Origin of the sequence: Actinoplanes sp. NPDC051470, assembly GCF_040682035.1 — a bacterium.
Lineage (GTDB): Bacteria > Actinomycetota > Actinomycetes > Mycobacteriales > Micromonosporaceae > Actinoplanes.
Window position 1 is genome coordinate 55857 of record NZ_JBFBAA010000037.1, and the last position, 24929, is coordinate 80785.

21 protein-coding genes and 1 pseudogene are annotated in these 24929 nt (G+C 72.4%); 3 read left to right on the top strand and 19 right to left on the bottom strand.

Translation table 11 applies throughout. The features are described from left to right. Positions 1-267 carry a 30S ribosomal protein S20 gene (rpsT, locus tag AB0M54_RS40890; RefSeq protein WP_364320571.1) on the top strand — a complete coding sequence of 89 codons (267 nt, stop codon included), beginning with the start codon at positions 1-3 and terminating at the stop codon, positions 265-267. A 1391-nt stretch (positions 268-1658) separates the two neighbouring features. Here rpsT and AB0M54_RS40895 read toward each other — a convergent pair. The 4 genes and pseudogenes from AB0M54_RS40895 to AB0M54_RS40910 form a co-directional block, all read right to left on the bottom strand. Further along, a pseudogene (locus tag AB0M54_RS40895) lies at positions 1659-1892 on the bottom strand (hypothetical protein); the annotation flags it as partial. Beyond that, positions 1889-2869, bottom strand: a complete 981-nt coding sequence (holA, locus tag AB0M54_RS40900) for a DNA polymerase III subunit delta (RefSeq protein ID WP_364477507.1) — start codon at positions 2867-2869, stop codon at positions 1889-1891. The pseudogene AB0M54_RS40895 and the gene holA, both read right to left, overlap by 4 nt. A 438-nt stretch (positions 2870-3307) precedes the next feature. Continuing rightward, on the bottom strand, positions 3308-5584 hold the full coding sequence (locus AB0M54_RS40905; RefSeq protein ID WP_364477567.1) for a ComEC/Rec2 family competence protein: 2277 nt from the start codon (positions 5582-5584) through the stop codon (positions 3308-3310). Then, positions 5584-6537, bottom strand: coding sequence for a ComEA family DNA-binding protein (locus tag AB0M54_RS40910; protein ID WP_364477509.1), 954 nt, complete (start codon positions 6535-6537; stop codon positions 5584-5586). The genes AB0M54_RS40905 and AB0M54_RS40910 overlap by 1 nt, the downstream gene beginning before the upstream one ends. A 108-nt stretch (positions 6538-6645) precedes the next feature. Here AB0M54_RS40910 and AB0M54_RS40915 point away from each other — a divergent pair, with 108 nt between their 5' ends. Both AB0M54_RS40915 and AB0M54_RS40920 read left to right on the top strand, forming a co-directional pair. Further along, a complete protein-coding gene (locus tag AB0M54_RS40915) occupies positions 6646-7407 on the top strand; it encodes a putative protein N(5)-glutamine methyltransferase (RefSeq protein ID WP_364477511.1) in 762 nt (253 codons plus the stop codon). A 31-nt stretch (positions 7408-7438) separates the two neighbouring features. Next, entirely contained in the window at positions 7439-8575 is a 1137-nt protein-coding gene (locus tag AB0M54_RS40920; protein WP_364477513.1) for a hypothetical protein, read from the top strand. Between the two features lie 137 nt (positions 8576-8712). On the opposite strand, the gene AB0M54_RS40925 is transcribed toward AB0M54_RS40920, so the two are convergent. The 15 genes from AB0M54_RS40925 to AB0M54_RS40995 all read right to left on the bottom strand — a co-directional run bounded on the left by AB0M54_RS40925 (position 8713) and on the right by AB0M54_RS40995 (position 24874). Then, complete coding sequence (locus tag AB0M54_RS40925) at positions 8713-9558, bottom strand: DegV family protein (protein WP_364320561.1); 846 nt, start codon at positions 9556-9558, stop codon at positions 8713-8715. Positions 9559-9603: 45 nt separating this feature from the next. Then, on the bottom strand, positions 9604-10032 hold the full coding sequence (locus tag AB0M54_RS40930; RefSeq protein WP_364477515.1) for a hypothetical protein: 429 nt from the start codon (positions 10030-10032) through the stop codon (positions 9604-9606). A gap of 137 nt (positions 10033-10169) precedes the next feature. Further along, positions 10170-10802: a histidine phosphatase family protein gene (locus tag AB0M54_RS40935; RefSeq protein ID WP_364477517.1), complete on the bottom strand. Its 633-nt coding sequence runs from the start codon at positions 10800-10802 to the stop codon at positions 10170-10172. Next, positions 10799-11197, bottom strand: a complete 399-nt coding sequence (rsfS, locus tag AB0M54_RS40940) for a ribosome silencing factor (RefSeq protein ID WP_364477570.1) — start codon at positions 11195-11197, stop codon at positions 10799-10801. Before rsfS ends, AB0M54_RS40935 begins: the two co-directional genes overlap by 4 nt. 41 nt (positions 11198-11238) lie before the next feature. Beyond that, positions 11239-11847 carry a nicotinate-nucleotide adenylyltransferase gene (gene nadD / locus AB0M54_RS40945; RefSeq protein ID WP_364320557.1) on the bottom strand — a complete coding sequence of 203 codons (609 nt, stop codon included), beginning with the start codon at positions 11845-11847 and terminating at the stop codon, positions 11239-11241. A gap of 14 nt (positions 11848-11861) precedes the next feature. Then, positions 11862-12992, bottom strand: coding sequence for an ATP-binding protein (locus tag AB0M54_RS40950; RefSeq protein ID WP_364320555.1), 1131 nt, complete (start codon positions 12990-12992; stop codon positions 11862-11864). Positions 12993-13043: 51 nt separating this feature from the next. Continuing rightward, entirely contained in the window at positions 13044-15542 is a 2499-nt protein-coding gene (gene pepN, locus AB0M54_RS40955) for an aminopeptidase N (protein ID WP_364477520.1), read from the bottom strand. A 121-nt stretch (positions 15543-15663) separates the two neighbouring features. After that, positions 15664-16104 carry a GNAT family N-acetyltransferase gene (locus AB0M54_RS40960; RefSeq protein WP_364477523.1) on the bottom strand — a complete coding sequence of 147 codons (441 nt, stop codon included), beginning with the start codon at positions 16102-16104 and terminating at the stop codon, positions 15664-15666. 56 nt (positions 16105-16160) lie between these two features. Beyond that, positions 16161-17654: a GTPase ObgE gene (gene obgE, locus AB0M54_RS40965; protein WP_364320550.1), complete on the bottom strand. Its 1494-nt coding sequence runs from the start codon at positions 17652-17654 to the stop codon at positions 16161-16163. A 71-nt stretch (positions 17655-17725) separates the two neighbouring features. Then, positions 17726-17983, bottom strand: coding sequence for a 50S ribosomal protein L27 (gene rpmA / locus AB0M54_RS40970; RefSeq protein WP_364320548.1), 258 nt, complete (start codon positions 17981-17983; stop codon positions 17726-17728). 11 nt (positions 17984-17994) lie between these two features. Then, the gene (gene rplU, locus AB0M54_RS40975) at positions 17995-18309 is read right to left on the bottom strand and encodes a 50S ribosomal protein L21 (RefSeq protein WP_364320545.1); all 315 of its coding nucleotides are present in this window, start codon (positions 18307-18309) and stop codon (positions 17995-17997) included. A gap of 173 nt (positions 18310-18482) precedes the next feature. After that, positions 18483-18980: a hypothetical protein gene (locus AB0M54_RS40980; RefSeq protein WP_364477526.1), complete on the bottom strand. Its 498-nt coding sequence runs from the start codon at positions 18978-18980 to the stop codon at positions 18483-18485. A 79-nt stretch (positions 18981-19059) separates the two neighbouring features. Beyond that, positions 19060-22017 carry an Rne/Rng family ribonuclease gene (locus AB0M54_RS40985; protein WP_364477529.1) on the bottom strand — a complete coding sequence of 986 codons (2958 nt, stop codon included), beginning with the start codon at positions 22015-22017 and terminating at the stop codon, positions 19060-19062. Between the two features lie 132 nt (positions 22018-22149). Beyond that, on the bottom strand, positions 22150-22929 hold the full coding sequence (locus AB0M54_RS40990; RefSeq protein WP_364320539.1) for a TIGR03936 family radical SAM-associated protein: 780 nt from the start codon (positions 22927-22929) through the stop codon (positions 22150-22152). A gap of 1 nt (position 22930) precedes the next feature. Next, entirely contained in the window at positions 22931-24874 is a 1944-nt protein-coding gene (locus AB0M54_RS40995; RefSeq protein ID WP_364477532.1) for a TIGR03960 family B12-binding radical SAM protein, read from the bottom strand. Positions 24875-24929: the final 55 nt, after the last annotated feature.

Here is a 24929-nt window from a genome sequence, read left to right on the forward strand (position 1 = left end):
GTGGCGAACATCAAGTCCCAGATCAAGCGCAACCGGCAGAACGAGAAGGCCCGGCTGCGCAACAAGTCGGTCAAGTCGTCGCTGAAGACGGTCATCCGCAAGCTCAACGAGGCGAGCGACGCCGGTGACTCCGCGACGGCCACGACCCTGCTGCGCGTTGCGTCGCGCCAGCTCGACAAGGCCGTGAGCAAGGGCGTCATCCACAAGAACCAGGCGGCGAACCGCAAGTCGGCGATCGCCAAGCGCGTTACGTCGCTGTCCGCCTGATCCCGCGCGGCCGCGGCTCAACCCGCGGCTGACGCCGGCGCATCGGCACACCCGGGCATCGCCGGTTCTCCTTCGGGGGTTCCGCCGCGGTGCCCGTTTGCCGTGTCCAAGCCAGGCCCGCCGCGTCCGCATTCAGGGCTTTGCGGTTGCCTTGAGCTCCCGGCGGCCGCAATCAAGGTATCCTGCGCCCATCCTGAGGTCCTGCGCCCGCGACCAGGTCTCTCTCGCCCGGGATCGCGCCGGCGATGACCGAGTCCGGCTTCCCGCTTCGCCAGCATCCCGCCTCGCCGGCTTCCCCATCGCGACCGGCCCTCATCGCGGCCACGCTCCGCTTTGGGGGGCCGGCCACCGCCGGAAAACGGTGGCCGGCCCAAGGGGCGAGGAAGGACTTGCTCTCGCGTTCCAACAGCGCGCGGGCACCGCGACCGTATGATCGCAACGCAGCCCTCGTGACCAGCCAAAGCCAAAAACGAACAGGTTCTAAGCTGTTCCTCAGAAAGAAAGTGACGAACCGGTCACTCGTAGCGGCGCGCGGCCGACTGCCGGGACCGCCGCCGAGTGGTCTCGGGGTCTTCGGCCCAGACGTGAGCGGCCTCGTTCGGCGAAGCCGGGTCGGGAACCGTCGTGATGTTCGACTCCCCGGAATGCCCGCGGTCGGCGGGCGCCTCACCGGACAGCCCCCGCTCGCGCCGCACCTCACCGGACCCCCGTCGCTCCCCCGGCAGATCACCGGACTTGCGCCGCTCACCGGGCAGATCACCGAACCCGCGCCGTTCTCCAGACAGATCGTCGAACCCGCGCCGCTCACCGAGCCCACGCTGGTCATCCGACCGGCTGAGATCCCAGAACGCCCCGATCGGCCCACCCGGCTGCTCTTCCGGCCGACCATGTTCAGGACTCGGCTCAGCCGACTCCCCCGGCCGACCGCGCCCCCGACCGGCTTCGCCCGGCCCAACGGGTTGAATCGGCAACTCGGCCGGCCCACCGGGCGGACCCAGCAGGTCGCCGGGCCACGCCCGCTCACCGCGCGTCTCCCCCGAGTCGGACGCGCCGCCCAGCCAGCCACTGCCGAGGCCGACGCCGGGCCCGGTCTGGTCGGCCGGATCGTCGAGGAGGTTGCCGGGCCACACGTCGCGCCGGATGACACTGCGCTGACCCGGCGTCGTGCCGGACCGGAGCCGATCGCCCCCATCGCTCTCGGCCAGGCCGGGGAACGAGGGGCCGAGGCTTCGCAGGTCGACGGTCCGCGCGCGGGACAGCGAAAGGTCGTCCATCGCGAACTCGGAATGGGCCGGCGCCGGGGCCGAGGCCGCCACGGCCGGACGGACCAGCGGGCGCTCGCCGCCCGGTCCGCCGGAGGTAGCGGTGGTCGCCGGGCGGCTGAGCACGCCGGCGATGATGTCGTTGAGCTTGACCATGCCGGCGACGGTCAGCGGCAGCACCAGCACGCCCCACCAGCTGACCAGTTCGGCCAGGGCCAGCAGGACGCCGAGCGCCACCGTGCCCTCGAGGAACACGAAGCAGAGGAAGCCGCTCGGCGCGAGTTGTCGCAGGCCGAGCAGGCGGGCGTACAGCGGAAGGTCGTGCGCGGGAGCCGCCCGGCGCGACCGGATCATGCGGCTCATCTCGCCGGGCCCTTGCGGGCCGCGGCCACGGCGAAGACCGCCTGCTCCAGGGCCCAGCCGCGATCTTCGGCCCCGCCCTTGACGGCCGCGTTGCAGTCGGCCGCCGCCTGCATCGCGTCGACCAGGCCCTCGGGGCTCCAGCCGCGGGCACGTTCCTGGGCGCGCTGGATCTTCCACGCCGGCATGCCGAGGCTGCTGGCCATCTGGTAGGGATTTCCGCGCCCGGCCGACGCCACCCGGGCGACGGTGCGCACGCCGTCGGCGATGGCATCGGCGATCGGCACCGGGTCGACGCCGACATGCAGCGCCCAGCGCAACGCCTCCAACGCGCCGGGCACGTCACCGATCATGGCCGCGTCGGCCACCGTGAAGCCGCTCGCCTCGGCCCGCCCGCGGTAGTAGCGCGCCACCACACCCGGCGTGATCTTGCCGTCGGTGTCGGCCAGCAACTGTGAACAGGCCGCCGCGATCTCGCGCAGGTCGTTGCCCACCGCCTGGATCAGCGCCGACGCCGCCGCCTCGTCGCACTTGCCGCCGTGGCGCCGGAACTCGTCGCGCACGAACGCGACCCGCTCACGGTCGCCCTTGAGCTTGGCCGCGGCCACCACGGTCGCGCCGGCCGATTTCAGCCCGTCGGCAAACGCTTTTCCCTTGGCGCCACCCGGGTGGGTGACGATCAGGGTCACGTCGGGGTCGGGATTCTTCGCGTACGCCAGCAGCGCCACCGCCAGATCCTTACGCGCGTCTTGACCACCGCGGACGACCAGCACCCGCCGCCCGCCGAACAGCGACGGGCTCAGCATCTCGGCGACCTCACCGGGCGTGAGCTGGCCGGCCTCGTACTCCCGCACATCGGCGCCCGGCTCAGCCGCGCGGGCCGACGCGACGGCCGCCTCCACGGCACGGGCGGCCAGCAGCTCCTCGTCGCCTTGGACGAGCAGCAACGGGGCGGGGGGTGCGTCGCTCACGCCCAACATCGTCGCACGCGGGTGTGACAGTTCGACCGGCCACACCCCCGGGCCGTCAAGCGCTGGACACCGGACGAATACCAACATATCGACCCGCGAACATGCCCCGGGAACCGCAAATCCCCTCGATCAGGCTGAATGTCTCCGCGGCCCCGGACAACCCGGTCGCATGACATCGAACCCGATCATCCGACCCCTCCCCGCACCAACGGCCTAACCCGGGCGTGTCGGCCGAGACGCGGGACAACCCGCAGCGGTCACGCGGAGGTCTCCCCGCGATCGGCGCTGGTAGTCAATGGGGAGGTCTGCGTCGCGCGTACCCAAAGGGTGTTGGGGTTGGGTCCGGGCTTGACCGTGACCGCCCCGCCCTTCCGCACGAAGGCCTCGGGCAGCCACGAACGGGTGAGGTCGGCGGACGTTATGGGTGCCGCGTGAACAGAAAGATGATCAATGCCCCCTCGTGACGACGGACAGACCGTTGCCGGTCGCGACCGCGGCGAGGTCACCCGATTCATCGGTACGCAGAACGCGCGCGCCGCCACGCCGCAACCTCTCCAGCAGCGCCCCGTTGGGGTGACCGTAGTCGTTGTCCCGGCCGACGCTGACCAGCGCCACCTGAGGATCAACCGCGTCCAGAAACGCCGGTTCCTGATACGCGCTGCCGTGATGAGCAACCTTCAAAATGTCCGCTTCGACACGTAGCGCCTGCGAGAGGAGCGCATGTTGCTCCTCGGTCTCGGCGTCGCCCGGGAGCAGGATCACCCGGCCGTCGATCACGGCTCGCAGCACGAGCGAGTTGTTGTTGGCGTCGGACGAGGTGCCGTGCAGGAGCTCGGGCGGACCGATCACCTGAAGCGTGACGCCGCCTGCCCGATATGTCCACCCTGGACCGACGTTCGTGACAGCCGACAATTCGGATACTGCCCGTCGACCGGCCGGCGGCTCGGCGAAGTCCGGCCCGATCACGGCCTCGACGGCGCGGTGGCGGAAGACGCCGGCCACGCCGCCGATGTGGTCCACATGGAAGTGGCTGACCACGAACACCACCACGGTGTGTACGCCCAGCCGCCGCAAGCAGGTGTCGACCGCGGTGGGTTCCGGGCCGGCGTCGACCACCACGGCCCGGCCGTCCCCCGCGGGCAGGACGACGGCGTCGCCCTGGCCGACGTCACAGGCCACGACCAGCCAACCGGCCGGCGGCCAGCCCGAGGCGAGGATCCGCACCGGCAGGGCGCCGAGCACACCGCCCAGGGCGATCACCGCCACCAGCCGCCGGACGATCACCCGCCGCGCCGCCACCAGCAACGCCACCGTGATCACACCGAGCAGCAGAGCGCCCGTGACACCGCCCGGCCACGGCAGCGCCCCGGCCGGCAACCGCGCGCCGTAGCTCGCCACCAGCACCAGCCACCGCGCCGGCCAGTGCCCGAGCCAGGCCGCGAACTCCGCCCCGCCGGCCCACACCGGCGACACCACCGCGGCGGCGATCCCGAGCAGCGTGGCCGGGGCGATGGCCGGGACGGCGAGCAGGTTCGCGGGGACGGCCACCAGGCTCACCGTCCCGGACAGGCCGGCCACCACCGGTCCACACGCGACCTGAGCGGCGGCCGGCACGGCCAGGGCCTCCGCCGCGCCGGCCGGCCAGCCGCGGCGGCGCAGGGCGTCCCGCCACGTCGGGGCGAGCAGCAGCAGGCCGCCGGTGGCCAGCACGGACAGCGCGAACCCGGCGTCACCGGCCAGTTCCGGGTCGACGACGACCAGCCCGGCCACGCCCGCGGCCAGGGCCGGCAGCGCCGCCCGCGGCCGGCCGGTGGCGAGTCCGATGAGGCCGATCGCGCCCATCGCCGCCGCCCGCACGACACTGGGCGACGGGCGCGCCAGGATCACGAACCCCACCAACGCGACCGCGCAGACGACCGCGGCCAGGACCGGACCGGCCCGCAACCGGCGCGCCGCGAACAGCACGACGCCCAGCACGATCGCGACGTTCGCACCACTGACCGCGTTCAGATGAGTCATCCCGGTGGCCTGGAAGTCGGCCTCGAGTGCCGGGTCGAGGCGGCTGGTGTCGCCCACGACCAGGCCGGGCAGCAGGCCGCCGGCGTCGTCCGGCAGCGGCTCGCAGGCTCGTTGCAGGCCCGCCCGCAGCACCCCGGCCGCGCGTTGCGCCCAGGACGGCTCGCCGTGCGGCTCGGGCGGCTCGCGGACGGAGAACACGACCGCGCGCAGGTCGCCGCCGCGGGGTGGCAGGAGGCGGCCGGTGGTCGTCACGCGCTGGCCCGGCAGCAGCGGGCGCCAGCCGTCGTGGCTGCCCAGGACCAGCCCCCGGGCGTGCAGGCCGAGGTTCCCGACCTGGCGGACATCCACCGCGACCAGATAGGTGGGCGGCTGACCGGCCGACCTCGCGAGCGATCGTGGGTCGTCCCGCACGATCAGTTCCGCGCGTACGGTCTCTCCGCTCTCGATCAGCTCACGCAGCGGCACCGACTCGCGGGCGAGCACCCGGGCGGCCGTGGCCACCGCGCCGCATCCGGCCCCGAGCAGCAGCGCGATCACGATCCACGCCGCCCCTCGTGGCCGGCGCCGGAACACCGCCCCGCCCACGGCCGCCAGCGCGAAGGCCGTCCCGGCCAGCCCGAAGCCGAGTGGCGCCGAGGCGTACAGGCAGCCGAGCGCGGCCAGCCACGTGGCCACCGCGAAGCCGGCCAGCCGCAGGTCGGGGATCACACCGTCACCAGGTCCTTGAGCTGCTCGAATCGCGAGCTGCCGATGCCGCTCACCTTGCGCAGGTCACCGACCGCCTTGAAGCCGCCCTGGGCGTCGCGGGCCTCGAGGATCCGCTGGGCGAGCACCGGCCCGACGCCGGGCAGGGTGTCCAGGTCGGCGACCGTCGCGGTGTTGAGATTGAGCGGGCCGCCGGGAGCAGCGCCGGGCGCGACGGCCACGGCGACCGACGGTGGCGGGGCGCCGACCATGATCAGCTCGCCGTCGACGACCTTGCGGGCCAGATTGAGCGGGCCGGGGTCGACGCCCCGCCGGGCCCCGCCGGCCGCCGCCAGCGCGTCGGCCACCCGCGCACCGGCCGGCAGCGTGACCAGCCCGGGCCTGGCGACCTTGCCGGCGACCGCGACGACCACCTGGGCCGAGGCCGATCCGCTGGGCGGCGGGATCGCCATCGGGTCCTGTTCGTCGTGCTTCACCGCGGCGGGCGCCTTCGGCTCGTCCGGCGCCAGCGTCTCGGTCTGCGGTCGCGCCCGCCAGGCCAGGAAGCCCGCGATGATCACGACCAGCGCAGCCACGGCGGCCAGCGCCTTCACGCCGGGCCGGCCTAGATCGAAAGCGGCCAGCCGCCCGCCGAACGCCCCGGCCGCGCCGAGCCGCGGCGGCGCGTCGCCGGGATCCTCCGCCGCGGCCGGTCGCCACGGCTGCCGGACCGCGGCCATGGCGGCCAGGTCGGCCGGCGCCCGCGGGCCCGGCCCGGGTGGATCGGGCGGTGATTCGGGCGGCTGGTCGGGCGGCTGGTCGGGCAGGTCGACGTCGTCGGGCCAGCTCGGGATGAGCTCGGACCAGGACACCGGGCTGCGGTCCGCGAAGGCGTCGTGGATCGGCGGGTCGGCGGCCAGCACCGACCGGAACCGGGCTTGGACCACCTCGTCGTTGTCATCACGCTTGGGCACGCGGCGAAGCTAGGCAGCGGGGCCGGCCCGTCGCCCCCGGCCCTGTGGATAACCGTCGATTGTGGATAACTCCCGGGCCGGCTTGGACGAGATGCTAAACCTGTGGCCATGACCGAGGACGAGGTGGTGACCACGCTGCGGGCGGCCGGCTGCGTGTTCGCCGAGGACGAGGCCGCGATGCTGGTCAAGGCCGCTTCCGGCGACGCGGCTCTGGCCGCGATGGTCGGGCGGCGCGCGCGGGGCGAGCCGCTCGAGCAGGTGGTGGGGCACGCCGACTTCGCGGGGGTACGGGTCCGCCTGCGCCCAGGCGTCTTCGTCCCGCGCGTCCGCAGCGAGCTCCTGGTCCGCGAGGCGGTCCGGCGCACCGCTCCGGGCGCGGTCGTGGTCGTGGTCGACCTGTGCTGCGGGTCCGGCGCCCTCGGCCTGGCCGTCACGCGTCAGCGGCCGGCGATCACGCTCTACGCGGCCGACGTCGACCCGGTGGCGGTCGCCTGCGCCCGTGACAACCTGACCGGCATCGGCGAGGTGTTCCAGGGCGACCTCTATGCGGCGCTTCCCCGGCCGCTGGCCATCGACGTCCTGCTGGCCAACGTGCCCTACGTGGCGACCGGGCACATCCCGCTGCTCCCGGCCGAGGCGCGCGACCACGAGCCACACACCGCGCTCGACGGCGGCGGCGACGGGCTCGACGTCTTCCGCGCCGTGGCCGCCGGGGCGCCCGGGTGGCTGGCGCCCGGCGGGGTGCTGCTGTCCGAGATCACCCGGGCCCAGATCGAGCCGGCCACCGCGGCGGCCCGGGCGTCCGGCCTGCGTCCCGAGGTGGTGAGCGACGAAGATCTTGAGGCGACGGTGATCGTGGCGGTGCGGTAGGGTCTGCGACCTGGCAGAGAGGGGCCGCGCCGTGGGGCTGTTGCACCGGATCGCCCGTGCGCGGCTGGCCAGCCAGATCATCCGGCGGCTGCGACGGGCCGGGGTGACCGACGCCCGCTACCAGTCGGCCGCGTTCGCGGTGCGTTTCACCCGGCCGGGCGCCGACGAAGCGACGGTCCTGCCGCTCGAGCCGCTGCTGAAGTCGCTGCCCCGGCGAGGCCAGAAGGCCACGACCGCGGGCCCGGCGCCGGCCGCGGCGAGAGAGAAGACGCGGGCGCGACGAGGCGGCGGGCGGCGGAAGCGGCGGGCCGAGGTCGACAGCTACGTCGCCGGCTGCCTCAGCGAACCCGGGCTGCCGCGCGACTGGGCCGAGGTGTGCCCGATGCTGCGGCCGCTGCTCCGGCCGGCTCACCTGCGCGCCGGCATCCCGGCCAGCGGCCCGGACGCGCCGCTGCGGCGGCCACGGCTGCCGTTCCTGTCCGAGTTCGTCGTGGTCGATCAGCCCGACACCATGACGTACGTCGGCGCCGACCAGCTCGCGAGCTGGGGCGTGACCGCCGACGAAGTGTTCGCGGCCGCGCGCGGCAACCTGTCCGGGGCGGTGCTCCACGGGGTGGCCGACGAGCCGGTGATCGTGCAGTTCGCGGGGGACGGCGCCTACTGGACGTCGCACCTGCTGCTGGACGGCTGGCTGGCCCGGCTGTCGGCGCAGGTCGGCGGCGAGCCGGTCGCCTTCGCGCCGGACCACGCGACGCTGATCGTGACGGCCGACGGCAGCGCCCACCTGCCGGAGCTGTTCGCCCGGGCCGAGGTGATGTACCTGGCCTCGCCGCGCGCGATCACCCCGATGGCGTACGTCAGCGGCCCGGGCGGGCGCACGATCCCCTACCAGGCCGCGCCCGGGGAGCCGCTGCACGACTGTGTGCGGCGGGCCGAGACGATCCAGCGGATCCAGGAGTACGCCCGCCAGGCCGAGACGCTGCCCGGGGCGACCGAGCTGACCCTGGTCGACGGCCTGCGGACCCGCGCCGTGGCCACGCCGGGCGCCCTGCTCCCGGCGGCCGACGAGGTCGACTGGGACGGCACGATCCGCCCCTGGTCCGACGCTCGCCCCGAGCTGACCCCGGTCCCCGACCTCGACCCACCCCGCTGGACCCGCCCGGCCTGATGCGCCGGCGTGTCAGAGCAAAGAGACCGGCCCGAGGCATCGGCGTGCTCAGAGCAAAGAGAGCAGCCCGATACACGGGTGTGCTCAGAGCGAAGAGAGAGCAGCCCGACGCACGGGTGTGCTCAGACCAAAGGGCGTCAGCGGCGATGCACCACCACGCCGGCCACGCCGGGGCCGACGTGCGCGGCGACCACCGCGCCTATCTCGGCGATGTAGCAGTCGCGCAGCCGGTCGCCGAGCCGCATCGACACCGCGTCGGCCAGGGCGGCGGCCCGGTCGGGCCGGCCGAGGTGGTGCACGGCGATGTCGACCTCGCCCGGGCCCGAGGCGTCCACCGCCAGGTCGACCAGCTTGGCCAGGGCACGACCGGCCGTCCGGACCCGGTCGCGCATGACGATCGCGCCCTCGACGACGTGCAGGATCGGCTTCACCGAGAGGGCGGTGCCGACCAGGGCCTCGGCGGCGTTGATGCGGCCGCCCCGGCGGAGGAACTCCAGCGAGTCGACGTAGAAGAGGGTGCTCGTGCGGGCGGTTTCGTCGACCGCGACCTGGCGTACCGCGTCCAGCGATCCGCCGGCCCGGGCGGCCGTCGCCGCGCCCAGCGCCACGAAGCCCAGGCCCATGCCGGTGGTCTGGCTGTCGACCACCCGCACCCGGTCGCCCACCTCGGCCGCGGCCAGCCGGGCCGCGTCGTAGGTGCCGGACAGCTGCGCCGAGAGGTGGATCGAGACCACGCCGTCGGCGCCGGCCGCCAGCAGCTTGCGGTACGCCTCGGCGAACTGGGCCGGCGCCGGCCGGGACGTGCTCACCTCGGAGCGCCGGGCGTTCAGGGCGCGGGCCACCTCGGCGGGGGTGATCTCGCTGCCCTCGAGACCGGAATCGCCGTTGATCACCACGGTCAGGGGCACGACGGTCAGGTCATACGTGCCGCCCAGCTCGGCGGGCAGGTAGGCGGTGGAGTCGGTGACGACCGCGACGGTCATGGGGGCACCGTAGCTGATGACGGGCGGGTCGGCGCGGAGAGAGCCTCAGCCGGGCCGGACGGCCGTGACGAGGAACGGCGTGCCCTGCTGGCAGGTGGTCATCAGGCTCGGGTCGGCCCGGCCGGTGACGACCACGGTGGCGCCTTCCTTCGCCTCGGCCTTCAGCGCGGCGTCGGCGAAGATCAGCAGGTGGCTCTTTCCGCCGCCGGTCAGTACCAGGCAGTTCGGTTCCACGCCGGCGGAGACCTTGCCGGTGATGGTCTGGGCGCCGGTGTCCCCCGGATCGCCGCCCTTGCTGGGCGCCGGCAGGTCGGAGGATTCCGGCAGACCGGGCGACGCCGACGACGCGGCCGGCGGCTGACCACCGGGGGAGGCGGCCGACGGCTGGCCGCTGGTGTCGGTCGAGCGCGCACACCCGGCGGTGGCCAGGGCCGCCACGACCGCGATCAGGACGAGAGGTCGGGTGATCTTCATCGGGATGAGACGCTACGGCACCGAGATCGGTTCCTGGCGCAACGACTCAGCCGGGCCACGGAACAGGCCGGGCGACCCAGGCCAGGCCACGGAACAGGCCGGGCGACCCAGGCGGGCCCGGGACGGGACCGGACGACTCAGACCGGCGGCGGGACGGGCCGGTCGGAGAAGGCCCCGACGTTGTACGCGGCCAGCTGCCAGCCCCGGGACGTGTCGTGGGTCAGCTCGACCCAGTGGCAGTTCTGCAGGGCCCGCCACGTGCGGAGTTGCTCGCGCGGCCAGCCCAGCAGGTGCCCGAGGCCGGAGCGGGCGCCGGCCCCGTGGGTGGCCACCACCACGGTGCCGCCGGAGGGGACCAGCCCGGCCGCGTCGATCAGCGCCGAACTCACCCGTTTACCCAGGTCGTCGAGGGTCTCGACGTCGCCGCCGATGACGTCCTCACCGCGGGTCCAGCGGGCGTACTCGTCGGGCCGCCGCTCGGCGACCTCGGTCATCGTCAGACCTTCCCAGAGCCCGAAGTAGCGCTCGCGGAGCCGTTCGTCGGTCGAGACCTCGAGCCCGGTCACCGCGGACAGCGCGGCGGCCGTGTCGGCGGCCCGGCGCAGGTCGCTGGAGACGATGGCGCCGGGTTTGAACCGGACCAGCAGCGCCGCCGCCTCGACAGCCTGCTGATGGCCCAGCTCGTTCAGGGACACGTCGGTCTGACCCTGGACCCGGTGCTTCGCGTTCCAGTCGGTGTTGCCGTGGCGCCAGACGATGAGCCGCGTCACGCCGCGCCGGTGGCTTCGGCGTCGGCCATGTCGCGGTCGACGAACTCCAGGCTGGGGCAGTCTTTCCACAGTTTGTCGAGGGCGTAGAACTCGCGTTCCTCGGCATGCTGGATGTGGACGACGATGTCGATGAAGTCGAGAAGCACCCAGCGGCCCTGACGCTCGCCCTCGCGGCGAACCGGCTTCGCCTTCTCGGGGAGCGCGAGCAGAGCCTCTTCGACGGCGTCGACGATCGCGGCGACCTGTCGTTCGTTGGAGGCGGAAGCGATCACGAAAGCGTCGGTGATGGCGAGCTGGTCGCCCACGTCGATGATGACGATGTCTTGCGCCTTCTTGTCCGCTGCGGCCTGGGCGGCCGCCATGGCGAGTTCCAGAGCGCGTTCGGTGACGGGCAAGAGCATCCCCTCTGACTAAGGTCCTTCGAGACTCAAGCGTCTCACACAGGGGTGACATTCCCCGAGTCGCGATACAGGCCGCGCTTGGCGATGTATTGCACGACACCATCCGGCACCAGGTACCACACCGGTTTCCCGGCGGCGACCCGCGTGCGGCAGTCACTCGATGAGATGGCCATCGCGGGCACCTCGACCAGCGTGACCGTGTCGGCGGGGAGGTGTTCGTCGGTCAGTTCGAAGCCGGGCCGGGTCACCCCGATGAAGTGCGCCAGCGAGAAGACCTCGAGCGCGTCCTTCCAGGAGAGGATCTTGGCCAGCGCGTCGGCGCCGGTGATGAAGAACAGCTCGGCGTCCGGCCCGTGCAGGGCCCGCAGGTCGCGCAGCGTGTCGACGGTGTAGGTCGGCCCGCTCCGGTCGATGTCGGCCCGGCTGACCTGGAACTGCGGGTTCGAGGCGGTGGCGATGACCGTCATCAGGTAGCGGTCCTCGGCCGGTGTGACCCCGCGCGGTTTCTGCCACGGCTCGCCGGTCGGCACGAACACCACCTCGTCGAGGTGGAACCGGCCGGCCACCTCACTCGCCGCGACGAGGTGACCGTTGTGGATCGGGTCGAACGTGCCACCCATGATCCCGACGCGCTTGCCGCCCATCGACGAAGAATAGATCAACCATCGAGACGCTTGCGTACGGCACTGAGCAGATCACTGGCCGTGAAGGGCTTCTCCAGCAGCGCTACCCCGGGCGCGAGCGTCCCCTGCGAGGCGAGCACCGGCTGGGCGTACCCGGACATGAACAGCACCCGGGTGCCGGGCCGCACGTCGGTCAGCCGCTCGGCCAGCTCGTTGCCCAGCATCCCGGGCATCACCACGTCGCTGACCAGCAGGTCGATCTTGCCCTCGTGGAGCGCGGCCAGTTCCAGCGCCTGCCGGCCGCCGTCGGCGGTGAGCACCCGGTACCCGGCGCCGGAGAGGATCCGTCCGGCCACGTCGCGCAGCGCTGCCTCGTCCTCGACCACCAGCAGCGTCTCGCCGTGCCCGTCGCTCGGTGGCTGGGCGGCGGCCAGCGGATCCACCGGCGAGGAGGAGCCGACCGGCAGCAGCACGGTGACCGTGGTGCCGACCCCCGGCTCTGAGGTCAGCGACACCGCGCCGCCGGACTGGCCGGCGAGGCCGTAGACGGTGGCCAGCCCGAGCCCGGTGTTGCCGCTCTTGGTGCTGAAGAACGGCTCGAACGCGCGCTCGGCCACGTCCGGCGGCATGCCCTCGCCGGAGTCGCTGACCCGGAGCCGCACGTACTCGCCGGGGGTCAGCTCGCGATGCCCGGCGCCGATCCGCTGGTACGCGGTGTCGATCACCAGCTCGCCCCCGTCGGGCATGGCGTCGCGGGCATTCGCGGCCAGGCTGGCGAGCATCTGCTCGATCTGGCCGGGGTCGCAGGTCACCGGGGGCAGATCCGGCCCCGGGCGTACGGTCAGGCTGATCCGGTCGTTGATCTCGGCCCGCACGGCTTCGTCGAGGCCGGTGACCACCTCGTTGAAGTCGACGACCCGCGGGCGGGCCACCTCGCGGCGGGCGAAGGCCAGCAGCTTGTGCGTGAGGTCGGTGCCGCGCTCGCCGGCCCGGACCACCTGCCGCGCGTCGTCGGCGATCGCGGCCAGGTCGGGCTTGTCCGAGGACGCCTCCTCGATCACGAAGTGCGCGTAGTTGAGGATCACGCCGAGCAGGTTGTTGAAGTCGTGCGCGATACCACCGGCCAGCCGGCCAAGGCTCTCCAGGCGCTCCGCCCGCTCATTCACCACAAATGCCAGCTTACGGGTTGAAACTGGGCGCAAACCCAGACACGCTCATCAACGACGCGCCAGTAGTGCCTTGCGCATGTCGTCGTCCTGGTCGATCACCGTGCGCCGCAGCGTGGCGTTCACGTCGGGCCGGGCGAGCAGGCCGGCCGCCAGGGCGCGGGTCGACTCGGCCACGGCCAGCGACGGATAGAGCGCGGTCCCGATCAGCTCGGCCCCGGACCCGCCCCGCTCCTTGAACAGTTCCGGCATCTCGGTGAAGTAGCGGGCCACGTACGCGTCGGTCAGCGCGGCCTGCTCGGGCTGCCAGAAGCCCAGCGCCGCCGCCTCGGCCATCCGCGCCGAGGTGCCCGGGTCGACGATCCGCCGCCACGCGGCGGCCTTCGCTTCGGGGGTGGGCAGCGCGGCCCGGCAGCGCATCGCGAACCGCTCGCCGGTGGCCGTGCGGTCCCGGGCGAACTCGGCCTCGATCTCCGCCTCGGTGGCGGCGCCCAGCTTCACCAGCCGGTAGAGGATGTACCAGCGCACCTCGGCGTCGACGGCCAGGCCCTCGGGCACACCCTCGTCGTTCAGCCAGCCCCGGATCCGCCCGGTGTCCACGGTCGACGCGATCAGCATCCGGGCCGCGGCGAGCTGCCGCGACCCGGCCGGCTCGGCGACGGTCAGCAGCCGGTCACAGGCCTGGGCCATCAGCTCCAGCGCGGCCGGGCGGGTCTCCGGGGTGGAGTAGCGGTCGGCCAGCCGGCGGGTCATCGCGAGCACGTCCTCGATGACCACCACCTCGGTCTCCATCGGCAGCGCGGCCATCACCAGGGTGACCAGCTCGGCCACCGGCCGCTCGGCGTCCCGCGCGGCGTCGATGACGGCGCCCCAGATCACCGCGCGGGCCAGCGAGTCGCCGAGCAGTGGCAGGAGCATCGGCACGGCGGCCAGCGAGGCGTCGTCCAGGCGGATCTTGGCGAAGGCCAGGTCGCCGTCGTTGAGCAGCAGCAGGTCGGCGGCCGGGGTTCCGGTCAGCTCGGGCAGCACAGTCCGCGCGGCGCCGGCCGGGATGTCCACCTCGATCAGCCGGCGGCGGGTCACGGTGGCGTCGGCCCGGTGGTCGAACACGCCCATCCCGATCCGGTGCGGGCGCAGCACCGGGTACTTCTCGTGCGCGGTCTGCACCACCGCCACCTCGGCGTAGGTGCCGTCCTCGGCCAGCGTCACCTCGGTGCGCAGCGTGTTCACCTCGGCCGTCCGCAGCCAGGCCTCGGCCCAGCCGGTCAGGTCGCGGCCGCTCACCTTGGTCAGCGTGCCGAGCAGGTCGGCCAGCGTGGCGTTGCCGAACTGGTGCGCGGCGAAGTGCTCGTTGACCCCGGCGAAGAAGACGTCGTCACCGAGGAAGGCGACGAGCTGCTTGAGCACGCACGCGCCCTTGGCGTACGAGATGCCGTCGAAGTTGAGCAGCGCCAGCTCGGTGTCGTCGACCCGGGCCGGCGCCACCGGATGGGTCGACGGGAGCTGGTCGGCGCGCAGGCCCCAGGACTTGCGGGCCACCGCGAAACTGGTCCACGCGCTGGTGAAGCGGGTCGCCTCGGCGGTGATCCGATATCCCATGTGCTCGGCGAACGACTCGTTCAGCCACAGGTCGTCCCACCAGCTCATGGTGACCAGGTCGCCGAACCACATGTGGGCCATCTCGTGCGCGATCACGGCGGCCCGCATCTGCCGTTCGCTGTCGGTCACCGCCGACTGGAAGATGAACTCGTCCCGGAACGTCACCAGTCCCGGGTTCTCCATCGCTCCAGCGTTGAACTCGGGAACGAAGGCCTGCTGGTAGTGCCCGAACGGGTACGGGATCTCGAAGATCTCGGCGTACCGGTCGAGGCACTGCTTGGTGATCTCGAACAGCTCGGGCGCCTGCTCGTCCAGGTGCGCGCCCAGCGACTGCCGGCCGTAGACGGCCAGCGGCACGTCACCGTGCTCGTCCCGCACCACGTGGTACGGCCCGGCCAGCAGCGACACGAAGTAGGTGGCCAGCGGCGCGGTCGGCGCGAACTCCCAGCGCCCGTCCCCGGCCGAGGCGACCCGGCCGTTGGCGGCCACCTCCCACTCGGGCGCGGCGGTGACCCGCAGCGTGTACGGCGCCTTCAGGTCGGGCTGGTCGAAGCAGGCGAACACCTTGCGGGCGCCGTCCAGGAACAGGTTGGCGTAGAGATAGGTGCGCTTGTCGCCCGGGTCGACGTAGCGGTGCAGCCCCTCGGCGTCGTTGGCGAACCGCATCCGCGCCTCGACCACCAGCTCGTTGGCGGCGGCCAGCCCGGTCAGCGGCAGCCGCTTGTCGGCCAGGCCGGCCGGGTCGACGCGGGCGCCGTTCAGGGTGACCGAGATCAGCTCGGCCGGCTCCAGGTCGGCGAAGGTCGAGCCACCCGGGGTCGCGGCGAACCGCACCACGGTCCGGGACAGGAACGAGCCGGCCGGATCGGTCAGATCCAGGTCGATCTCGTACGACTCGACTTCGATCGTCGCGGCCCGATCGGCGGCCTCGGCACGGGTCAGGCTGGGCATACGCCAATCATGCCGGTAGAAAGTCCGGGATATCCTCGTCTCGCGCGCGTGTCGACAGCACGGCGTCACCAACGTGCTGACATCCTGGCCGCCGCGCCCGGTCGGCCATGGGCCTCTACGCCTATTGAACCAACGCCGGAAGGCGCTTCTCGAAGCACACGCTGAGCGGGTTGCCGACGTATTCCCCGTACACCGGGATGGGCCGGTAACCCGCCGAGCGGTAGAGCGCGATCGCGCCGGTGAGGTAGACGCCGGTCTCCAGCCGCACCGTGGTGTGGCCGGCCGCCAGCGCCTCTTCCTCGAGCGCCACGACCAGTGCCCGGGCGATGCCCTGACCGCGGTAGGACGGCCGCACGAACATCCGCTTCAGCTCGGCCACCCCCTCCTCCAGGGGCTGCCAGCCACCGCAGGCGACGGCCCGGCCGCCGATCAGCGCGACCAGGTAATGGACGTCAGGGGCCGGGTAGACGAACTCGTCGCCGGACTCGGCCAGCTCTCGCTGCTGCGCCGTGACCAGGGCGGCGACTTCGGGGTCGAGCGCCTCGCGCGCCTGGATCTGCACGCTCGAAGCCTAGTCGTCGTCCGTTTCGCCAGGGTTGCGCCCAGCTGGCCGGGAATCTATCCCTCGGTGTCGTCGCCCTCCACCAGGACCGGTCGGGTCGCGTTGGCCACCGTGGTGATCGTGCCGTCGTCGGACATGTGCAGCAGCTCGTCGTCCGAGCGCATCCGGCGTGCCTTGCGGGCGGCCAGGCGCTGGGCGGCGCTGGGCCGGTGGTTCTCGTCCTCCAGCCGGGAGTCGGTGCCACGCGGGCCCTGGACGTAGGCGCTGGCGGCGGGCTGGTAGTCGAACTCCTGGGCGCCGATCCGCACCGGGTCGCCCGGCTGCGCGCCCTTCTTGGCCAGGGTGGCCTCCACCCCGAGGCGATCCAGCCGGTCGGCCAGGTAGCCCACGGCCTCGTCGTTGTCGAAGTTGGTCTGCCGGATCCAGCGCTCGACCTGGACGCCGCGGACGACCCACACGCCTTCGCCGTCCTGCTCGACGGTGAAGCCCTTCTCGTCGACCGCGCGCGGCCGCACCACGGTCCGGGACGGCTCGGCCGGCGGCGCGGCCAGCCGGTGCTCGTCGACCGCCCGGGCCAGCGCGAAGATCAGTTCCTTGAGGCCCTCGCGGGTCACCGCGCTCACCATGAACACCTGGTAGCCGCGCGCCTCCAGGTCGGGCTTGACCATCTCGGCCAGGTCCCGCCCGTCCGGGATGTCGATCTTGTTGAGGACGACCATCCGCGGCCGGTCCTCCAGTCCGCCGTACGCGGCCAGCTCGGCCTCGATCGCGTCCAGATCGGCCAGCGGGTCGCGCTCGATCTCCGGCGCCGCCGAGTCGAGCACGTGGAGCAGCACCGAGGTCCGCTCGATGTGCCGCAGGAACTGCATGCCCAGGCCCTTGCCGGTGGCCGCGCCCGGGATCAGGCCGGGCACGTCGGCGACCGTGAAGGTCTCCTCGCCGGCCTGCACCACGCCCAGGTTGGGCACCAGGGTGGTGAACGGGTAGTCGGCGATCTTGGGCTTGGCCGCCGAGATCACCGAGATCAGCGACGACTTGCCGGCCGACGGGAAGCCGACCAGGCCGACGTCGGCGACGCTCTTCAGCTCGAGCACCACGTCGAGCTGGTCGCCCGGCTCGCCCAGCTCGGCGAAACCCGGCACCTTGCGCCGGGTGTTGGCCAGCGAGTGGTTGCCGCGCCCGCCGCGGCCGCCGCGGGCCACCTCGAAGGAGGCGTCCGCCCCGATCAGGTCGGCCAGCACCTCGCCCTCGGTGGTCATCACGACCGTGCCGTCCGGCACCTTGAGCACCAGGTCGGCGCCGTTCGCGCCGTCCCGGTTGGCGCCCGCCCCGCCGGCGCCGTTGGTCGCCTTGACGTGCGGCCGGAAGTGGAAGTCGAGCAGGGTGTGCTGCTGCGGGTCGACCTCGAGCGTGATGCCGCCGCCGTGGCCGCCGTCGCCGCCGTCCGGGCCGCCGAGCGGCTTGAACTTCTCCCGCTTCACGGACACGCAGCCGTGCCCGCCGTCACCTGCCTGCAGATGAAGGACGACGCGGTCGACGAAGGTGGTCACTGTTGTCTCCTGCCCGAAAACACAAACGGGCCGCGGGACCCTGAGGTCCGCGGCCCGCCGGAAAAAAGAAGTTACTGCGCGACCGGCACGATGCTGACCGTCTTGCGGCCACGCTTGGTGCCGAACAACACGTTGCCCTGCGCGAGGGCGAACAGCGTGTCGTCGCCGCCCCGGCCGACCAGGTCGCCCGGGTGGAACTTCGTGCCGCGCTGGCGGATCAGGATCTCGCCCGCGTTGACCAGCTGGCCGCCGAAACGCTTGACACCGAGCCGCTGGGCGGCGGAGTCGCGACCGTTCCGCGAGCTGGAAGCACCCTTTTTGTGAGCCATGACTGCGCCCCCTACTTCCCGGTGGAGATGCCGGTGACCTTGACGCGGGTCAGCGGCTGACGGTGACCCTGGCGCTTGTGGTAGCCGGTCTTGTTCTTGAACTTGTGGATCCGGATCTTCGGACCCTTGGTGTGCTCGGCGATCTCGCCGGACACCGTCACCTTGGCAAGCTTGGCCGCATCGGTCACCAGATCGTCACCGTCGACGAGGAGGAGCGGAGCGAGCGTCAGCGAGTCGCCGGGAGCACCAGCAAGCTTCTCGACCTCGATCACGTCGCCCTCGGCAACCTTGTACTGCTTGCCGCCGGTCTTGACGATCGCGTACATCGGACGCGGACTCCCTGACACTTACGCAGCCCACGATTGCGCTGCTTGGCGGATGGTGCTCGTCTTACCGTGCTCGTCTAACGCTCGACCCCAAGGGCCGCACAGGAAGAGGGCGCCTGGAAAAGCGCCGTTGATTAGCCTACTTCATCGAGGCGGCAGAGCCCAAACCGGGGTCAGCCCCGCCCGCAGGCCTTGTCCAGCGTTCCGCTGAGCTCTCCCAGCTTGTCGGCGTCCAGCTTGCGCACGTCGCCGTTGAGCGCCTTGACCTCGGTGCTCATCTCGCCCAGGGCCTTCTTCAGCCCGGCGTCGCCGGCCAGGGTGGAGAGGTCCTTCAGGGCGAACGAGAAGTTCTGCACGTCACGCTTGGTCTTCTGCTCGACCTCGGCCTTGACGGCGTCGGTGGCCCCGGTGAGCACCTTCAGGTCCCGCGTGAAGGTCGCGCCGAACTGGGCGGTCACCTTGTCGGCCTGGGTGCAGATGGCCTTGGTGTCCTTCGACAGCGCGGCGTCACCCCCGGCCGCCTTGGCCGGGGCGCCGCTGGGGGCGGCCGCGGTGGCCGGCGGCGGGATCGCGCCCGGGGTCGCCGTCGTCGCGGCGGCGTCGGGCGACGACGAGCACGCGGCGATCGGCAGGCTGAACAGCAGCGGGAGCAGGAGTAGCAGGCGTCGCATCGGGAGAGAGTAACCGACGTCGATGGCGATGGCGGCTCGGCAGTTAACTTTCTTTACCGAACCGCCATCCCCGGATCGATCAGGGGCGGGTACGCCGCCGGGTTCCCCCGCGCCGCGACCGTCGCCGGCCACCGGCGCCGGCGCCCACCGGCTCGTCGTCCTCGTCCTCGTCCTCGTCACCCGCGGCGTCCGGGTCGTCGGAACCGGCCAGCGGCGCCGCCGAGCCGTTCGACTCGAAACGGGACAGGTCGTACCCGCTCATGTCGTAGTCGTCGTCGTTGTCGCTGGTGGTCAGCACCTTCTTGGAGCCGATGATGCCCGACCCGGTGACCGGAGCCGCCGGCGCCACCGGCTCGACCGGCGCCACCGGCTCGTCCGCCTCGACCGCGACCTCGAACTCCAGCGGCTCGTCGTCCGGCTCGTCGATGACCACGAGCTCGGCCACCGGCTCTTCCACCGGCGCCGGCTCGGTGTTCCGGCCCCGCCGCCGGGACGACGACTTGGTCGGCGTGGCCGGCGTGGTCGCCGCGGCCACCGACTTCACCTGGTTCACCGCGCCGGACGAGCGCTTCTCCGGCACCGGCTCGGTGTGGATCATCACCCCGCGGCCCTTGCAGTGATCGCAGGTCTCGCTGAACGCCTCCAGCAGGCCCGCGCCGATCCGCTTGCGGGTCATCTGCACCAGGCCCAGCGAGGTGATCTCGGTGACCTGGTGCTTGGTCCGGTCACGGCCCAGGCACTCGGTCAGCCGGCGCAGCACCAGGTCGCGGTTGCTCTCCAGCACCATGTCGATGAAGTCGATCACCACGATGCCGCCGAGGTCGCGCAGCCGCAGCTGACGCACGATCTCCTCGGCCGCCTCCAGGTTGTTGCGGGTGACCGTCTCCTCCAGGTTGCCGCCCGCGCCGGTGTACTTACCGGTGTTGACGTCGACCACCGTCATCGCCTCGGTGCGGTCGATCACCAGGTGGCCACCCGAGGGCAGGAAGACCTTGCGGTCCAGGCCCTTGAGGATCTGCTCGTCGATCCGCTTGTCGGCGAAGACGTCGGAGACGCCGGTGTGCCGGTGCAGCCGCTCGACCAGGTCGGGCGAGACGCTGTTCAGGTAGTTCTCGATCTCGCCGTAGGCCTGGTCGCCCTGGACCACGAGGTCGTTGAAGTCCTCGTTGAAGAGGTCGCGGACCACCCGGATGACCAGGTCGGGCTCCTCGGACAGGGCGGCCGGGGCGTGCCCCTGCGCGGCCTTGGCCTGGATGTCCTCCCACTGCGCCTGCAGCCGCTTGACGTCGCGGGCCAGCTCGTCCTCGCTGGCGCCCTCGGCCGCGGTCCGCACGATCACGCCCGCGCCATCCGGCACCAGCTTCTTCAGCACGTCGCGGAGCCGCTTGCGCTCGGTGTCCGGCAGCTTGCGGCTGATTCCGGAGGCGTTGCCGTTGGGCACGTAGACCAGGTGCCGGCCGGACAGCGCGATGTGGCTGGACAGCCGGGCGCCCTTGTGCCCGATCGGGTCCTTGGTCACCTGGACCAGCACCGAGTCGCCGGAGCGCATCGCCTGCTCGATCGAGCGGGCGCGACCCTCCAGCCCGGTGGCGTCCCAGTTGACCTCGCCGGCGTAGAGCACCGCGTTGCGGCCCCGGCCGACGTCCACGAACGCCGCCTCCATGCTGGGCAGCACGTTCTGGACCTTGCCCAGGTACACGTTGCCGACCATGGTGCCGGAGGTGGACCGGGACACGTAGTGCTCGACCAGGACGCCGTCCTCGAGCACGGCGATCTGGGTGCGGTCGGGCTTCTGGCGCACCACCATCACCCGGTCGACCGCCTCGCGGCGGGCCAGGAACTCCGACTCGCTGAGGATCGGCGGACGGGTCCGGCGCTGCTCGCGGCCGTCCCGGCGGCGCTGGCGCTTGGCCTCGAGCCGGGTCGAGCCGGAGACGCCCTGCACCTCGTCGCTGCGGCGCGGCTCACGGACCCGCACCACGGTGTGCACGCCGTCCTCGACGCCACCCGAATCGTCGCTGCCACCGGAGCCCTTGCGCCGGCGCCGGCGGCGGCGGCGGGTCACCCCGTCGCCCTCGTCGCTCTCCTCGTCGTCCTCGCCCTCGGCCTCCGCCTCGCCGGCGTCGGCCGCGGCGGGCTCGGCGTCATCGCCCTCGTCGGACGGGCCCTTGCCCCGGCCCCGGCCACGACGGCCACGGCGGCGACGGCGGCGGCCGGCGGCCGAGTCATCGTCGTCGTCACCCTCGTCGGCGGAGTCCTCGTCCTCGACGTCGTCCGCGCTCTCGTCGATCTCGTCCAGCGGGGGCAGCTCGACGACCGCGGCCGCGGGGGCCTCGGTCTCGGCGGGCGCCTCCTCGGCCCCGCCGCGGCGACGGCGACGGCTGCTCCGGCGCGGCGCCTCCTCGACCGGCTCGTCCTCGGCCACCGGCTGCTCCGGGACCTCGGCCTCGACGACGGCCGGGACGGCCTTCTTCCGGCTGCGACGGGCCGGGGCGGGCAGTTCCGCCACCTGCGCGTCGGGCGGGATGAACAGCACCGCGGCGGGCACGGCGGCGGCCCGCGGCCGGGCCGGCTTGTCCTCCTCGACCAGCTCGTCCTCCAGCGGGAGGACGACGATCGCGGTGTCTTCCTCGTCCTCGGGCTCGACGACGGCCACCGGCTCCTCGACCGGCGGCGGCGCGGCCTTCTTCCGGGCCCGGGTGCGCTTGACCGGCTTCTCCGCGGGCGGCGCCTCGGCCTCCGGCGTGGCCGGCGCCTCGGCCGGCACCCCGGCCACCTCGTCGACCGGCGAGGAGGAAACGGCCGGCGCCGCCTTCTTCCTGGTCCGGCGGACGCGGGCCGGCGCCTCGGTCGCGGCTGCCTCGACGGCCGCGCCGGGCTCGTCGGCGGGAGGTTCCGGCGGCACGGCCGCCGGGGCGGCCTTCTTCCGGGCCCTCGTCCGCTTCACGGGCGTGACGGCTGCGTTGCTCTCGGTGGCCTCCGCAGGCTGAGGTGTGACCTCGCCCTCGTTTCCACCCTGAGGCTCGTTATCGAGCATGGGCTCTCCAGTTCTGGCGGCCCCGGGCGCGTGTGAGCGCTGCCACGCAGGGTCGCCGCAAGTTTTTCGGGCCCGCCCGCCGTGGTGGCGGCCGAGTCGACCGAAGTCTCCGACGGACGCCAGCCGAATCGGCTAACGCCCTCCGATGGGTACGTCCTCGCGATCCGCGTCCAACGGATCGACGAAATTCCCCTGCGCGGTGAGTGAACCCTGGGCCAGCCGGGTCGCTCGAGGCGGCGCCGGCGGCTCCAGACCGGCCACCACGCGTAGACCGGACAGGACGTCATCGGGTCGAACGGCGGGCGTGACCTGCCGTACGACAAGGTCGAGTATCGCACACGGCGACGCGACCTCCCCGGAAGGTGCGCCAGGTTCGTCGATCACGGTGCCGGAAGTCACCGCCACCCGCGCGTCGAAGGTCCGCCGGCCCTGCTTGGTCATGCGCTCGACCTGCACTTCCGGAGCGCTCATGAACCGTTGCAGAGCGTCCGCGGCGTCGGCCGTCGCCACGCCCGGGAGCTCCAGGCGCCACCGCGACGCGTCGATCCGCTCGGCCAGGCTGGTCCCCTCACGGGCGATCACCGCGTCGAGCACGTCCAGGCCGGGCGACAGTGCCGCGTCCAGCGCGACCCGCAGCTCGGCCGGGTCGACCGGGGCCTGGAGAGCGATCTCCAGGTATTCGGCCTCGCTGGCCACGCCGGTGGGCGCCGCGCTCGCGTACGAGATCTTGGGGTGGGGGTGGAAACCCTGGGAGAAGGCGATGGGTACGGCCGCACGCCGCAACGCCCGTTCGAACGCACGAGCGAAGTCGCGGTGTGAGGTGAAGCGCAACGGGCCACGCTTGGCGTACCGGATCCGGATCCGCTGGACCACCGGCGCCTGACCGCCGGCGGGCTGGTTCTTGGGCGCCATCTCAGACCGGCACCCGGAGGCTGTTCACCGGGGTCAGCGGCAGCAGCTTCTTGCCGGTGGGCCCGATCTGGATCTCGGTGTCCATGGACGGGCACACGCCGCAGTCGAAGCAGGGCGTCCAGCGGCAGTCGTCCTGCTCGTACTCGGACATGGAGTCCTGCCAGTCCTGCCAGAGCCAGTCCTTGTCGAGACCGGAGTCGAGGTGGTCCCAGGGCAGAACCTCGAGCTGCTCGCGCTCGCGGGTGGTGAACCAGTCGAGGTCGACGCCGAACGCGGGCAACACCTCGGCGCAGGCCTCGACCCACCGCGCGTACGAGAAGTGCTCGGACCAGCCGTCGAACCGGCCGCCCTTCTCCCAGACCCGGCGGATCACCTGGCCGACCCGCCGGTCGCCGCGGGACAGCAGGCCCTCGATCAGCGACGGCTCGCCGTCGTGGTAGCGGTAGCCGATCGCCCGGCCCAGCGACCGGTCCGAGTTGATCTCCTGCTTGAGCATCTTGAGCCGAGCGTCGATCACCTCGGGCCGTTCCATCTTCGCCCACTGGAACGGGGTGTGCGGCTTGGGCACGAACCCGCCGATGGAGACCGTGCAGCGGATGTCCTTGGTGCCGGCGGCGGCCCGGCCGGCCTTGATCACCTCGTGGGCCATCCGGCCGATCTGCAGCACATCTTCGTCGGTCTCGGTGGGCAGGCCGCACATGAAGTAGAGCTTCACCTGCCGCCAGCCGTTGGAGTAGGCCGTGACGACCGTCCGGATCAGGTCCTCCTCGGTCACCATCTTGTTGATGACCTTGCGGATCCGCTCCGAGCCGCCCTCGGGGGCGAAGGTGAGGCCGGTGCGCCGCCCGTTGCGGGAGAGCTCCTGGGCCAGGTCGATGTTGAACGCGTCGACCCGGGTCGAGGGCAGGGACAGCGAGACGTTGGTGTCGGCGTACTGCTCGGCCAGGCCGGAGCACATGTCGCCGATCTCCGAGTGGTCGGCGCTGGACAGCGACAGCAGGCCCACCTCGTTGAACCCGGAGAACTCCAGGCCCTCTTTCACCATCTGGCCCACCGTGGTGATCGAGCGCTCACGCACCGGGCGGGTGATCATGCCCGCCTGGCAGAACCGGCAGCCGCGGGTGCAGCCCCGGAAGATCTCCACCGCGTACCGCTCGTGGACCGTCTCGGCCAGCGGGACCAGCGGCTTCTTCGGGTACGGCCACGCGTCGAGATCCATCGTGGTCCGCTTGTGCACCCGGAACGGCACGTCCGGCCGGTTGGGGACGATGCGCTGGATCCGCCCGTCGGGCAGGTAGTCGACGTCGTAGAAGCGAGGGACATAGATACTCTCGGTACGCGCCAGACGCAGCAGCAGCTCGTCGCGCCCGCCGGGACGGCCCTCGGCCTTCCACTCCCGGATGATGCCGGTGATCTCCAGCACGGCTTCCTCACCGTCGCCCAGCACGGCGGCGTCGATGAAGTCGGCGATCGGCTCGGGGTTGAAGCTGGCGTGCCCGCCGGCCAGCACGATCGGGAACTCGTCGCCCCGGTCGGCGGCCAGCATCGGGATCTGGGCGAGGTCGAGCGCGGAGAGCAGGTTGGTGTAGCCCAGCTCGGTGGCGAACGAGACACCCAGCACGTCGAAGGCGTGAACCGGGCGGTGCGCCTCGAGGGTGAACTGCGGGACGCCGTTCTCCTTCATCAGCGCCTCGAGGTCGGGCCAGACCGCGTAGGTGCGTTCGGCCAGCACGTCGGGCTGCTCGTTGAGCACCTCGTAGAGGATCTGCACGCCCTGGTTGGGCAGGCCCACCTCGTACGCGTCGGGATACATCAGCGCCCAGCGGACGCTGGCGGAGTCCCAGTCCTTGACGACGGCGCCGAGCTCGCCACCCACGTACTGGATCGGCTTGCTGACCCGGGGCAGCAGCAGTTCGAGCTGGGGGAAGACGGAAGCGACGCTCATGGGGACCCAGACTAGCCGCCTTCAGTCCGGCTTTGGGTGGTGGGCGGGGCGGCGG

Coding starts and splice junctions, on each gene's coding strand:
- rplU (WP_364320545.1), bottom strand. CDS start 18,309: ATGTACGCGATCGTCAAGACCGGCGGCAAGCAGTACAAGGTTGCCGAG.
- nadD (WP_364320557.1), bottom strand. CDS start 11,847: ATGGGCGGCAAGCGCGTCGGGATCATGGGTGGCACGTTCGACCCGATC.
- AB0M54_RS40980 (WP_364477526.1), bottom strand. CDS start 18,980: ATGCGACGCCTGCTACTCCTGCTCCCGCTGCTGTTCAGCCTGCCGATC.
- holA (WP_364477507.1), bottom strand. CDS start 2,869: ATGTTGGGCGTGAGCGACGCACCCCCCGCCCCGTTGCTGCTCGTCCAA.
- AB0M54_RS40925 (WP_364320561.1), bottom strand. CDS start 9,558: ATGACCGTCGCGGTCGTCACCGACTCCACCGCCTACCTGCCCGCCGAG.
- AB0M54_RS40985 (WP_364477529.1), bottom strand. CDS start 22,017: ATGCTCGATAACGAGCCTCAGGGTGGAAACGAGGGCGAGGTCACACCT.
- AB0M54_RS40930 (WP_364477515.1), bottom strand. CDS start 10,032: ATGAAGATCACCCGACCTCTCGTCCTGATCGCGGTCGTGGCGGCCCTG.
- rpmA (WP_364320548.1), bottom strand. CDS start 17,983: ATGGCTCACAAAAAGGGTGCTTCCAGCTCGCGGAACGGTCGCGACTCC.
- AB0M54_RS40995 (WP_364477532.1), bottom strand. CDS start 24,874: ATGAGCGTCGCTTCCGTCTTCCCCCAGCTCGAACTGCTGCTGCCCCGG.
- AB0M54_RS40990 (WP_364320539.1), bottom strand. CDS start 22,929: ATGGCGCCCAAGAACCAGCCCGCCGGCGGTCAGGCGCCGGTGGTCCAG.
- AB0M54_RS40915 (WP_364477511.1), top strand. CDS start 6,646: ATGACCGAGGACGAGGTGGTGACCACGCTGCGGGCGGCCGGCTGCGTG.
- pepN (WP_364477520.1), bottom strand. CDS start 15,542: ATGCCCAGCCTGACCCGTGCCGAGGCCGCCGATCGGGCCGCGACGATC.